This window comes from Streptomyces sp. NPDC092369 (assembly GCF_044755245.1).
Classification (GTDB): Bacteria; Actinomycetota; Actinomycetes; order Streptomycetales; family Streptomycetaceae; genus Streptomyces.
This window is the reverse complement of the sequence record NZ_JBIVQP010000008.1, coordinates 247,953-260,308: the sequence shown is the minus strand read 5'-3', so window position 1 is coordinate 260,308 and position 12,356 is coordinate 247,953. Positions and strand designations below refer to the sequence as shown.

Genomic DNA, 12,356 nt, shown 5'->3' with positions numbered 1-12,356 from the left:
GTGGGTGAAGGGCCGGGGTCAGGCGAACTCGGGGGCCGCGGTGGCGGGGCCGCCGAGCGCGTTGCGCCGTTCGGGCGTCCTGAGGCTCACCATCCGGCGCCAGCCCGCGGTCCGCTCGTAGGCGTACACGGCGTGGATGCCGGCCGCGAGCACCGCGGACTTGGGCCGGGGCCAGTCGAGGATGCGGCCCATGCGGTCCATCACGGCGAGGCTGACGTCCCGGTAGACGCGGATCTCGGCCAGCGCGCACTCCCGCAGCGTGCGCTGGATCGCGCGGCCGTGTCCGGCGTGCGCGAAGCGCAGGAGTTCCTCGTGGCAGTAGGCGAGGTGGTTGTCCTCGTCGTTGGAGATCATCTTCACCGCGCGGCCGAGTTCGGGGTGGTCGGCGAAGTGCCTGCGCAGCAGTTCCATCTGCTCGGAGGCGCGCTGCTCGGTGACCCGGCTGTGGGCGAGGTAGGTGACGATGTCCTGGACGGTGAGCGGTTCGTCGCCCTTGAGCTTCTCGTGGGCGAGACCGATGCCGTGCTTCTCCAGGAGCATCGTGTAGTCGGTGTCGGGCGGGACGGGGACCGGTTCGAGGCCGCGCTTCTTCATGAGGGCGTTGAAGATCCGCCCGTGCTTGTCCTCGTCCGCGCCGTGCCGGGCGATCTTGGGGGCGAGGGCGCGCTCGTCCGGCGGTACCAGCGCGGCGATGCGCGCGTTCTCCCAGCCGCCCTGCGACTCACCGCTGGCCGCGATGGAGCAGAACAGGGCGAAGGACTCGTCGTCGTCGAGGATCTCCTGGAAAAGGCTCTTGGCCGAAAGCATCGTGGACACCTCTCTGCGGGTTCGCGTGCCACCGCGGAAATCGCGGGAATCCGCAAAGAACGAGTCAAATGCGGCGCCAGAGGTGCTGCAACAGCTGTGTCGGACAACTCCGCCAAAAGGAGGACTCCCGGGGTCATCTCCGGGCGTAACAGCACGGGTCCCCGGAGGGCGTAACCGCGTGGGCCCCGGCGCGTTGTTCCTCGTGACGGCCGTGGCGGGGAGACCCCCGAGCCCCCACCACGGCCGCAGAACTTCCTGCGCGAGGCCGACACGCGTGCACGTGTGCCGCACGGGCCCTACGCCAGTCCGGCGAGCTCCAGGGCCTCCGTGCCGGCCCTCAGGGCGGCGATCCGCTCGTCGAGCGTGAAGCCCGCGGGCGACAGCGTCAGGGTGGTCACGCCGGCCGCCGCGTACTCCTTCATCCGGTCCGCGATGCGCTCCACGGAACCGAGCAGCGTGGTCTTGTCGATCAGGTCGTGCGGTACCGCGGCCGCGGCACCCTGCTTGTCCCCGGACAGGTACTTGTCCTGGACCTCGACGGCGGCCTCCTCATAGCCCATGCGCCGCGCGAGCTGGTTGTAGAAGTTCTGCTTGCGGCTGCCCATGCCGCCGACGTACAGCGCGGTGTAGGGGCGGAAGGCGTCGGCGAGCGTGGTGACGTCCTTGTCCTCGCCGAGGGCGAGCGGGAGCGTCGGGCAGACGTCGAATCCGTCGAGGGTCAGGCCGGCCTTCTCGCGTCCCGCGCGCAGGTGGCTGATCGCGGTCTCCTCCAGGTGCTCGGCGGAGGGGAAGATCAGCAGGGCGCCGTCGGCGATCTCACCGGTCTGTTCGAGGTTCTTGGGGCCGATCGCGGCGATGTAGAGCGGGATGTGCTCGCGCTCCGGGTGCACGATCAGCTTGAGCGGCTTGCCGGGGCCGTCGGGCAGCGGCAGCGTCCAGTGCGCGCCGTCGTACGACAGGCGCTCGCGAGTCATCGCCTTGCGGACGATCTCGACGTACTCACGCGTGCGTGCCAGCGGCTTGTCGAACTTGACGCCGTACCAGCCCTCGGAGACCTGCGGCCCGGAGACGCCGAGACCGAGCCGGAAGCGGCCGCCGGAGAGCGAGTCGAGGGTCGCGGCGGTCATCGCGGTCATCGTCGGCTGACGGGCCGGGATCTGGAAGATGGCCGAGCCGATGTCGATCCGCTCGGTCTTGGCGGCGACCCAGGAGAGCACAGTGGCCGCGTCCGACCCGTAGGCTTCCGCGGCCCAGCACACGGCGTACCCGAGCCGGTCGGCCTCCTGGGCGACCGCGAGGTTGTCCCCGTCCATTCCGGCACCCCAGTAGCCGAGGTTGATCCCGAGCTGCATGGCCGATTCCCCTTACCGATCAGTAACGTCCCTTGCCGGCTGACCTTAGCGCGCGGGCGCGGATCGGGGCAGGTGGCGGTCGTGTCGGTCGGCCCACATCAACGCGGGTGCCGTGTCGCCAATCCGTTGTCCACAGGCCCCCACAGCTCGATCCATGGCCAGTAATGTCGGCGTTCATGGAGCAGAGGCATCTCGGCCGTACCGGCCTTCGCGTGTCCCGCATCGGACTCGGCACACTCACCTGGGGCAGGGACACCGACGAGCACGACGCCGCGGACGTCCTGAAGACCTTCTGGGAAGCGGGCGGGACACTCGTCGACACGGCCGACGTGTACGGCGACGGCGAGGCCGAATACCTGCTCGGACGCCTCATAGAAGGGCTGGTCCCCCGGCGGGACCTGGTCATCTCCACCAAGGCGGGCAGCGTGCCGGACCCGGACCGGCGCTTCGACGGCTCGCGCGGGCATCTGCTGGCCGCGCTGGACGCCTCACTGGCCCGCCTCGGCACGGACTACGTCGATGTCTGGCACATCCACGCCTTCGACCCCTACACCCCGCTGGAGGAGACCCTGCACGCGCTCGACCTGGCCGTGAGCAGCGGCCGGGCCCGCTACGCCGGTGTCTCCAACTTCTGCGGCTGGCAGCTCGCGAAGGCGGCGACCTGGCAGTTGGCCGCGCCGGGCAACCGCACCCGGCTGTCGAGCACGCAGATGGAGTACTCGCTGCTGCAGCGCGGGGTCGAGCGCGAGGTGCTGCCGGCCGCGCTGGACCTGGGGATCGGCCTGCTGCCGTCCTCGCCGCTGGGGCGCGGGGTGCTCACGGGCAAGTACCGGGGCGATGCCGTCCCGCCGGACTCGCGCGGCGCCTCGGAGCATCTGGGCCTGTTCGTCGAGCCGTACCTCGACGACACCGCGAGCCGCATCGTGGACGCCGTGCAGACCGCGGCGGACGGGCTCGCCGTGACGCCCCTTCAGGTCGCCCTGGCCTGGATCCGCGACCGGCCCGGCGTGACCGCGCCCGTCGTCGGCGCGCGCAACGCGCAGCAGCTCACGGCGGCATTGTCAGTGGAGGCCCTTAGTCTTCCTGACGAGATCTGCCGGGCGCTCGACGATGTGTCGGCGCCCGTGCACCGCTATCCCGATCACGACTGGAGCACGCTGTGAGCACGGAACCGGAGACCACGGAGGAAACGGAGCCGGGGACACCGGGGGGCGTCGAGCCGGGAGGCGCGGTGGAGGGTGCCTCGGGGGAAGAGACCTCTTCCGAAGGGGAATCGGGGGCTTCCGTCGAGGGCGTCTCGGAGGCTTCCGGTGAGGAGGCCGAATCGGCGGGCGGTGACGGCGAGGCCGGTGATGAAGGTGCGGCCGGCGAAGGAAGTGCGGCCGAGGGCAAGGACGATGCCGACGCCGACGGTGAGGCCGCCCGGCAGAAGTCCGAGGCCGAGGCCGAGTTGGCGGCGCAGCGGATCGAGCGGGAGCGGATCGAGCGGCGCAAGGCCGAGAAGCAGGGGCCCATCGCGGCCGGCACCAAGCTGAGCGGGACGGCCGCCGATCTGCTGGCCGCCGTGCGGGCCGTGGAGAGTGGCGAGAAGCCCGTCGCCGTGGCCCTGCGGGAACCGCCGGCCCCGCGCCGGCCCGACGCCGAGCCGGTACGTCGTCCGCAGCCCGCGCCAGCCTCCGCCGTGCCCGCGTCCCCGGGGGCCGGGTCCGTCGACGGCGTACGCCGCGTGCTGACCGAGGGCGGCGCCCCGGACACGCTCGCCCCGCAGGTCGCCGCCGCGCTCGGCGAAGGCGCGGAGGAACAGTTGCGCGCCGACCCCTGGCTGTTGCTGCGCGTCGGCGCGGTGCGCCCCGAGCAGGCGGACGGGTTCGCGCGGGCGCTGCTCGGCGCGGAGTGCGGTCCGGACGACGAGCGGCGCGGCCGGGCGCTCACCGGCCGGCTCCTGGAGCAGGCGGCGCTGGCCGGGCACACGGCGCTGGAGATGCCGGCGCTCACCGCCGCGCTCGCCCAGTGGGGCGTGCCGGATCCGGAGGCGGCCGTGCAGAGCAGTGTCGCGGAGGGCGAGGCGCTGGTCTTCGAGGACGCCCTCGACCCGACCGCGCCGGTGCCGCCTTCGGCTTCGGCTTCGGCAGGGCACGACGAGGGCGAGGGAGACGACGAGGACGGTGAGGTTGCGGAGCGCCCGGTCCGGGTTCTGATCGGTCTTGAGCGGTACGCGCTCGCCGAGGAGAGCCTCGCCGACGGGCTGGCCCGGGTGATCAACTCGGTGCCGAAGGAGGACGGTTCGGCCGAGGAGTGGGAGCGTGCCGCCGGTGCGGCGAAGGGTTCGACCGCCGAACTCCTCCGCGCGGTCGCGGGCCACGCCCTGGTGCTCCACACCGGTGGCGAGGCATCCCTCGTCGAACCGGCGGCGCTGCTCCGCACGGCGACGGGCCTCGGTCTGCGCGCCTGGGCCGCGGCGCACTCCGTGATCGGGCGGGACCGTTTCGCGGGGCGTCTGACGGGTGCCGGGAGTCCCAACGGCTCTGCCTCGGACGGCAGTTCGTCGATCGAACCCCCAACTGGCTGCTCAGCGGCGGACGACGGCGCGGCGGACAGCCCCGTCGCCACCGTCGCCGGTCTGCTCTCCGGGGCCGAAGGGCCCGGGCGGGACGGTGAGGGCGCGTTGGATCTCGATCTCCTCGTCGTGCTCGACGCGCCCCAACTGGACGTCGAGAGCGCCGCGTTGCTCGTCGAGTCGCTGCCGGACGGGGCGCGGCTGGTGCTGGCCGGTGATCCGGCGGGGCTGTGGTCGGCGGGGCCCGGGCGGGTGTTCGCCGATCTGCTGGCCGCGCGGGTCTGTCCGTCGGTCGCCTCGCGGGTGCCGGATCCCGGTCCGCTCGGTGAGCTGGTCTCCGGTGTCGGCATCGGCGAGCTGAACCAGGTCGAGGCGCCCGGCAAGGAGGTCGTGATCGTGCCGGTGCGGGACGCGGGCGAGGCCGTGCACCGGACCGTGCAGCTCGTCGCCGACTCGGTGCCGCGGGCGATCGGCGTACCTGCCGAGCAGACGCAGGTGATCACGCCGGGGCACGGCGGCGCGGCGGGCACGCGCGCGCTCAACGCGGCGCTGAAGGAGCGGCTCAACCCCGGTCCCGGCCGCTTCGGAGGGTTCGACCCCGGTGACCGGATCGCCTACTCCCCCGAGCCGGGACGCTCGGTGCCGGGTCACGTCGTGACGGCCGACGCCGAGGGGCTGCACCTGTCCGTCTCGGGCGCCCCCGTCGTCGTACCGAAGGAGCGGGTGGAGCAGTCCGTGCGGCACGGGTGGGCGTTGACCGCGCACCAGGCCGTGGGGGCGCGCTGGCCGGCGGTGGTCGTGGTGCTGCCCGGGGACGCGGCGCAGGCGCTCAGCCGCCCGTGGGTCTACACGGCGTTCGGCCGGGCGGACCGTCATCTGTCCGTGGTCCACGGGGTGGAGCAGGCCCTTGCCCGGGCCGTGTCCGAGGTGCCGCCGAAGCCGCGCACGACCCGGCTGCCGGTCCTGCTGGCCCCGCAGGTGCCGGTGGCCGCCGCCGGCTGAGACACGCGACGGGAACGGCGGCGGTCCCGGGGCACGAGGAGCCCGGGACCGCCGCCGTCTTCGTACGGCCGGTCGTGCCGTCAGCGTCTTACGTCGGGCTCCGCGTCCAGCGGTTCCAGGTCCTCGTCCGTTTCGAGCTCGGCGTCCAGCTCGTCGAGATCTTCGTCGTCCACGTCGTCCACGCCGTGCGTGCCGTGGGCGCCGATCCCGTCGATCTCGTCGTCGAAGACCGCGCTGACGTCGAAGCGGCAGACCACCCGCTGCGGATCCAGTTGCTCGAAGGGCGATTCCAGCCACTCGCCGGGCTCGGGCGCCTCGTCCGTCGCCGTCACCCAGAGCGTGGAGTCACCCTCCTCCAGGCCGAACTCCTTGTGCCGGGAGGCGATCTCGTCCGGCTCGAACTCGCCGAACAGGATGCCCAGTGCGCCGTTCACGGTGCCCGAGGCCTCCACGCCGATGCTGTCCTCGTCCGCCGCCTCGACCCGCTGCGCCTGCGCCAGCAGCCGCTGCGGCTCCACCACGGCGTAGTCGCGCCGGATCAGCACACTGAGGGCATTGGGCTCCTCGGGGCCCGTGTACGGCGGCAACGCGTCCTCCGTACCGGGGATCTCGAACGGTGTGACCTCGTCATAACGGTCGTAGAGCAGCTCGTCGTACGCCTCGGCGGCCGTCGCCAGCTGGTTGAACGCCTCGTAGACGGCCGGGTCGTCCTCCCCGGACCGGCGTTCGACCGCGGCCAGGTGGCGGTCGAGCGCGGTCTTGACCGCCTCGGCGGCGGCTCGTACCTCGGCAGCGGTGGGCTGCGCAGCATCAGACATAGTGCAGACGCTATCCGTACCGGGCCCCAGCCCGCACAATAGATGCGATGCCGGAATACGAATTTGTCGACGTGTACGTACCTCGCGGGGTTTCCCGCAAGGACGCCACTCGCCTGCTGACGGACCATGCCGAGTACGGACACTGGGAGTTGGACCGCCTGAGTCTGCTGCGCGACGGCAGCCGCAGGGTACGGCTGCGCCGGCGGATCATCCGCCAGGTGCGGGCCACGTGGTGAGCTGAGACGGAGACGAGACGGAGCGGGCCCCGTGACGCCGGGGCCCGCTCCGTAGTGCGTTCATGAGGGCGGTACTACGCCGACGCACGCGCTTTGCGGTAAAGGACCGCGCCGGCGAGCAGCGCCCCGGCGCCCACCGGGAGGGCGAGGCCCAGCGGCAGTTCGCTGCCGGTGTGCGCGAGCTGCGCGCCGCTGTTCGGCTGGGTGACCGACTGGCCGCCCGGCTGGTTGACGTAGGAGGAGCCGCCCGGCGTCCCGTGGCCCGTGACGGGCGGGGTGCTCGGGGTGCCGGTGCCGGGGTGACCGGGAGTGCCGGGGTGACCCGGACTCCCAGGGGTGCCGGGGGTGCCGGGGTTCCCCGGCTGGCCGGGCGTTCCGGTCGGAGGCGTGTGGTGACCGCCGCCGTGGTGTCCCCCACCGTGATGGCCTCCGCCGTGGTGGCCGCCACCGTGATGGCCGCCGCCCCCGTGGCCCCCGCCCTGGTGGCCACCGCCTCCGTAGCCGTCGTTGTCGCAGTTGTTGCCGAAGGCCGGGTTGCCGACTCCGACGACGTCGACGCTGTTCCCGCAGACGTTCACGGGCACGTCCACCGGTGCCTGGACCGTGTTGCCGGAGCCCACGCCGGGCGAGCCACCGGTGTGTCCGCCGGCGTGCGAGCCCCCTGAGCCCCCGTGTCCGCCGGAGCCTCCGTGACCGCCATGGCCCCCGTGCCCGCCATGACCGCCGTGGCTGCCCGAGTCGCCGTAGCCGCCCGAAGAGCCGCTGCCGCCGCTCCGGTTGGCGCACTTGTTGCCGACCGCCGGGTTCAGGACCCCGACGACGTTGACCGTGTTGCCGCACGCGTTGACCGGCACGTGCACCGGCGCCTGCACCGTGTTGCCCGACAGCACGCCGGGCGAGTCCGAACTCGAGCCGGTGGCGCCGGAGGCCGCGTGGGCGTACCCACTGCCGGCCGCGGCGATCACACCGGTCGCGGCGGCCACGGTCATCAGGCCCTTGCGGGTGACCTGTCGCATTTGCTGAATCCCTGCCTTCGAGCTTGCCGTCGACCTTGTCCGAAAAAGACCGGTCGGCTCCGGAGCGCATGGCGCGCGCTCCGGAGCCGACCGGTGTGCACGACCCTCAGGGGGTCGACGTCACTTGTTGATGCAGGTGTTGCCGAAGGCGGGGTTCAGCAGCCCGATCACGGAGACCGTGTTGCCGCAGACGTTCACCGGGATGTGCACCGGAACCTGAACGACGTTGCCGGACAGAACGCCCGGGGAGTGCACGGCAGCACCCTGGGCACCCGAGTCGGCGACGGCCAGGCCCGCACCCGCGAGAACCAGACCACCAGTGGCAGCCGCAGCGGCGACGACCTTCTTGATCATTATTCCTCCTTGTTGGCAATGCGATCCCAAGTAGCGGATCGCATCACCTGTAACGAGGAGGGAGTAATGGAGCTACGAGCTTATGAGCACATTCACCCGTCCCAGTCACCTCCGTACGGGCTGTCGAATTCCGGCGTCAACCTGCGTCGACCGGCCTTTCACGACGCGTCGATGAACCGGTCCAGGACGCGCACGCCGAACTTGAGCCCGTCCACCGGCACCCGCTCGTCCACGCCGTGGAACATCCCGGCGAAGTCCAGCTCCGGGGGCAGCTTGAGCGGCGCGAAGCCGAAGCCGCGGATGCCGAGGTCGTCGAAGGACTTGGCGTCCGTGCCGCCCGAGAGCATGTACGGGACCGCCTTCGCGGTGGGGTCCTCGGCGAGCAGCGAGGACTGCATCGCGGCGACGAGGGGGCCGTCGAAATCGGTCTCCAGGGCCTTGTCCGAATGCACGTCCTCGCGCCGGACGTTCGGTCCGAGCAACGTGTCGAGATCCGTGAGGAATTCCTCCTCGAACCCCGGCAGGAAACGTCCGTCGACGTTCGCGGTGGCCTCGCCCGGAATGACGTTCACCTTGTAACCGGCGTTCAGCTGCGTGGGGTTGGCGGTGTTGCTCAGGGTCGCGCCGATGAGCTTGGCGATGCCGCCGAGCCGCGCGAGCGTCGACTCCATGTCCTCCGGGTCCAGCGGGGTGCCGAGCGCGTCGCCGAGTTCGTCGAGGAAGGCCCGCGTCGTCTTGGTGACCCGGACCGGGAACTTGTGCCGGCCCACCCGTGCGACGGCCTCCGACAGTTCGGTGATCGCGTTGTCCCGGTGGATCATCGAACCGTGCCCGGCGGTGCCGGCGACGGTCAGCTTCAGCCAGTGCATACCCTTCTCGGCCGTCTGGATCAGATAGAGCCGGCGCTCCTCGCTGACGGTGAAGGAGAAGCCGCCGACCTCGCTGATGCCCTCGGTGACGCCCTCGAAGAGGTGGGGGTGCTTGTCGACGAGGTGCCGCGCCCCGTACGTACCGCCCGCCTCCTCGTCGGCGAGGAACGCGAGCACGATGTCGCGCGGGGGCTTGCGGCCGCTGCGCAGCCGGTCGCGGACGACCGCGAGGGTCATCGCGTCCATGTCCTTCATGTCGACGGCGCCGCGTCCCCACACGCACCCGTCGGTGACCTCGCCGGCGAAGGGGTGGTGGGTCCAGTCGGCCGCGTTGGCCGGCACGACGTCGAGGTGGCCGTGGATCAGCAGGGCGGGCCTGGACGGGTCCGCGCCCTCGATCCGGGCCACGGTGGAGGCCCGCCCCGGGTGCGACTCGAAGATCTGCGGGTCGAGACCTACCTCGGCGAGCTTCTCGGCGACGTACTCGGCCGCCTTGCGCTCGCCCGGTCCCGAGTGGTCGCCGTAGTTGCTGGTGTCGATCTGGATCAGCTCACGGCAGAGGTCCACGACCTCGTCCTCGCCGGTGACGACCCTGGCCGTGTCCGTCTCGCTCACGCTGCTTCCTCCCGCTGTCACTGCTGGTGGTTCCCCTCATCCTCCCTCTCCCCGGGGCCGCGACCCAAGGCCGGGCCCGGCCCGTCACACGCGGTTCACACACCGGCGGGAGCGGCCGGGGGCCGGTCAGGGGCTGGTCAGGGGGTGATCGGGGACCCGTGAAAGCCTGGTAATGTTTCCTTCGTCGCTGCGGCCAGTCCCGCGCGACAGACACCTTGTCCGGGTGGCGGAATGGCAGACGCGCTAGCTTGAGGTGCTAGTGCCCTTTAACGGGCGTGGGGGTTCAAGTCCCCCCTCGGACACAGCCGATCCCCTCGGCCGCTCAGCGGCCGGGGGGATCTTGTCGTTCCCGGCACCGGGCCCCCTCCCCGGCGCCCTCCCCCGCGTCCGCTCTCACTCCCGCCCTGACTCCTGCCCTCACGCCTGTCGAGTTGTGCGGGTACCCCACCAGTTTTACAAGCCACTTGACTCAACCTTACAAGGCTTGTTGACTGACTTGGGTGCAGCCAGCCATGTCACGGAACCACCGTCAGACGGATTCGCAAGGGACCTGACTGACGCTCGACTACTCAGGTGACAAGAGGTGAAGCTCTGTGAAGGTCCAGGGAAGCCTGACGATGGAGCCACGAGCGGAGGCGACGTCGAGAGTGTCACCCGGGCGCCCGCAGCCACTGGGCGCCAGCGTCGACGCGGACGGGGTGAACTTCTCGATTTTCTCCGAGTACGCGACCAGGGTCGATCTGCTGCTCTTCGACCGCTGTGACGCCCCACGCCCCTCGCGGGTGATCCGGCTCCACCCCGAGCAGCACCGAAGCTTCCATTTCTGGCACTGTCACGTGGCGGGCCTCGGCCCCGGCCAGGTGTACGCGTACCGGATCGACGGCCCCCGCAACACCCCGCACTCCGGCGGCCGTTTCAACCACCGCAAGGTGCTGCTCGACCCGTACTCGCGGGCCAACATCAACACCTGCTGGGACCGCGGCCGCGCGGTCGGCGTGAGCGACAACGTCGAGCACTCCATGCGCAGTCTGGTCGTCGACCTCGACGACTACGACTGGGAGGGCGACCGGCCGCTGAACACGCCCATGGCGGACACGGTGATCTACGAGGCGCACGTACGCGGGCTGACCGCGTCCCCCACCTCGCACACCACCCACCCGGGCACCTTCTCGGCGGTCGTGGAGCGGATCCCCGACCTCCAGCGCCTGGGTGTCACGGCGGTCGAACTGCTGCCGGTCTTCGACTTCGACGAGACGCAGACCCTGCGCATCGGCCCGGACGGCACCCCGCTGCGCAACTACTGGGGCTACGACCCCTACGGCTTCTTCGCCCCGCACACCGGGTACTGCGCCCAGCCCCATCTCGCCGGACACATCACCGAGTTCCGGGACATGGTCAAGGCGCTGCACAAGGCCGGTATCGAGGTCATCCTCGACGTGGTCTTCAACCACACCAGCGAGGGCAACGAGTTCGGGCCGACGATCAGCTTCCGCGGCGCGGCCAACGAGGCGTACTACCACCTGTGGCCGCAGGACCGCAGCCGCTACATGGACTTCACGGGCTGCGGCAACGCTGTCAACGCCAACCACCCGATGGTCACCAAGTTCATCCTGGAGTGCCTGGAGTACTGGGTCACCGAGCACCACGTCGACGGCTTCCGCTTCGACCTGGCCTCGGAGATGTCCCGCGGGCCGATGGGCTACGAGATGGCGGTGCCGCCCGCGCTGTGGGCCATCGAGCTGTCGCAGGTGCTCGCCGAGACGAAGATCATCGCCGAGCCGTGGGACGGCGGCGGCCTGTACCAGGTCGGCCGGTTCCCGGGGAAGCGCTGGGCACAGTGGAACGGCCCGTTCCGCGACGACGTACGGCGCTTCGTGCGCGGGGACGCCGGTCTGGTCGGGGAGATCGCCTCCCGGCTCGGCGGGTCCGCGGACCTGTTCTTCCCGCAGCAGGTGCTGCCGACCAACAGCATCAACTTCGTGACCTGCCACGACGGGTTCACGCTCAACGACCTGGTCTCGTACAACCACAAGCACAACCACGCCAACGGCGAGGCGAGTGCCGACGGGGCGCACGAGAACTTCAGCTGGAACTGCGGGGTCGAGGGCCCCACGGACTCCGAGGAGGTCGAGCGGCTGCGGGTGCGGCAGATCAAGAACCTGCTGTCGATCCTGATGCTGAGCCGGGGCGTGCCGATGCTGCTGGCCGGCGACGAGTTCCGCAACAGCCAGCAGGGCAACAACAACGCCTACTGCCAGGACAACGAAGTCTCCTGGCTGAACTGGGACCAGGCCGAGAAGGAGACGGAGATACGTTCCTTCACGGAGCGGGTCATCGCCCTGCGCAAACGGTTCGCGACCTTCCGCGAACCCCGCTTCTTCACCGAGCGGCGCAACGACCGGGACATGGCCGACGTCACCTGGCACGGCACCCAGCTGCACTGCCCCGGCTGGGAGGACGCCGACGCGCGCGTCCTGGCCGTGACGCTGGGCGGCTTCGGGGGCGACCCGGACCTGCACATGATCCTCAACATGTACCACCTGGGCCTGGACTTCGAGCTGCCGGAGGTCGCCGGCCACAGCTGGTTCCGGATCCTCGACACGGCCTGCGCCGGAGCGCGCGACCTGCTCGCGCCCGGTCAGGAGGAGCCCGTCGAGGCGGACGTCATCCATGCACACGGCCGCAGCGTCGTCCTGCTGGTCGCCTTACCGAATGAGAAGGACGCCTGAC

At 71.0% G+C, this 12,356-nt stretch carries 10 protein-coding genes and 1 tRNA gene; 5 read left to right on the top strand and 6 right to left on the bottom strand.

The annotated features are described in order from the left end of the window. Positions 1–18: 18 nt before the first annotated feature. On the bottom strand, positions 19–807 hold the full coding sequence (locus tag ACIQI8_RS39135) for a ferritin-like domain-containing protein (RefSeq protein ID WP_402361966.1): 789 nt from the start codon (positions 805–807) through the stop codon (positions 19–21). Positions 808–1,103: 296 nt separating this feature from the next. Continuing rightward, on the bottom strand, positions 1,104–2,159 hold the full coding sequence (locus ACIQI8_RS39130; protein ID WP_402361963.1) for an LLM class F420-dependent oxidoreductase: 1,056 nt from the start codon (positions 2,157–2,159) through the stop codon (positions 1,104–1,106). A 176-nt stretch (positions 2,160–2,335) separates the two neighbouring features. On the opposite strand from ACIQI8_RS39130, the gene ACIQI8_RS39125 reads away from it, so the two are divergent. After that, on the top strand, positions 2,336–3,322 hold the full coding sequence (locus ACIQI8_RS39125; RefSeq protein ID WP_280877857.1) for an aldo/keto reductase: 987 nt from the start codon (positions 2,336–2,338) through the stop codon (positions 3,320–3,322). Further along, positions 3,319–5,718, top strand: coding sequence for a helix-hairpin-helix domain-containing protein (locus tag ACIQI8_RS39120; RefSeq protein WP_402361960.1), 2,400 nt, complete (start codon positions 3,319–3,321; stop codon positions 5,716–5,718). Before ACIQI8_RS39125 ends, ACIQI8_RS39120 begins: the two co-directional genes overlap by 4 nt. A gap of 80 nt (positions 5,719–5,798) precedes the next feature. Here the strand turns inward: ACIQI8_RS39120 and ACIQI8_RS39115 are convergent, their stop codons facing one another. Beyond that, the gene (locus tag ACIQI8_RS39115) at positions 5,799–6,536 is read right to left on the bottom strand and encodes a hypothetical protein (protein WP_402361957.1); all 738 of its coding nucleotides are present in this window, start codon (positions 6,534–6,536) and stop codon (positions 5,799–5,801) included. Positions 6,537–6,583: 47 nt separating this feature from the next. Between ACIQI8_RS39115 and ACIQI8_RS39110 the strand changes: the two genes are divergently transcribed. Beyond that, positions 6,584–6,772, top strand: coding sequence for a DUF5703 family protein (locus ACIQI8_RS39110; RefSeq protein ID WP_005485166.1), 189 nt, complete (start codon positions 6,584–6,586; stop codon positions 6,770–6,772). 74 nt (positions 6,773–6,846) lie between these two features. Here the strand turns inward: ACIQI8_RS39110 and ACIQI8_RS39105 are convergent, their stop codons facing one another. From ACIQI8_RS39105 to ACIQI8_RS39095, 3 genes are all read right to left on the bottom strand, one after another. Next, a complete protein-coding gene (locus ACIQI8_RS39105; protein WP_402361954.1) occupies positions 6,847–7,788 on the bottom strand; it encodes a chaplin family protein in 942 nt (313 codons plus the stop codon). Between the two features lie 120 nt (positions 7,789–7,908). Then, entirely contained in the window at positions 7,909–8,142 is a 234-nt protein-coding gene (gene chpH / locus ACIQI8_RS39100) for a chaplin ChpH (RefSeq protein WP_046256631.1), read from the bottom strand. A gap of 158 nt (positions 8,143–8,300) precedes the next feature. Beyond that, positions 8,301–9,626, bottom strand: a complete 1,326-nt coding sequence (locus tag ACIQI8_RS39095; RefSeq protein ID WP_402361950.1) for a M20/M25/M40 family metallo-hydrolase — start codon at positions 9,624–9,626, stop codon at positions 8,301–8,303. 217 nt (positions 9,627–9,843) lie between these two features. Here ACIQI8_RS39095 and ACIQI8_RS39090 point away from each other — a divergent pair. Together ACIQI8_RS39090 and glgX are read left to right on the top strand one after the other, a co-directional pair. Then, positions 9,844–9,928: transfer RNA gene (locus tag ACIQI8_RS39090), tRNA-Leu, on the top strand. A gap of 315 nt (positions 9,929–10,243) precedes the next feature. Continuing rightward, positions 10,244–12,355 carry a glycogen debranching protein GlgX gene (glgX, locus tag ACIQI8_RS39085; RefSeq protein WP_402361947.1) on the top strand — a complete coding sequence of 704 codons (2,112 nt, stop codon included), beginning with the start codon at positions 10,244–10,246 and terminating at the stop codon, positions 12,353–12,355. The last annotated feature ends 1 nt before the right edge of the window (position 12,356 follow it).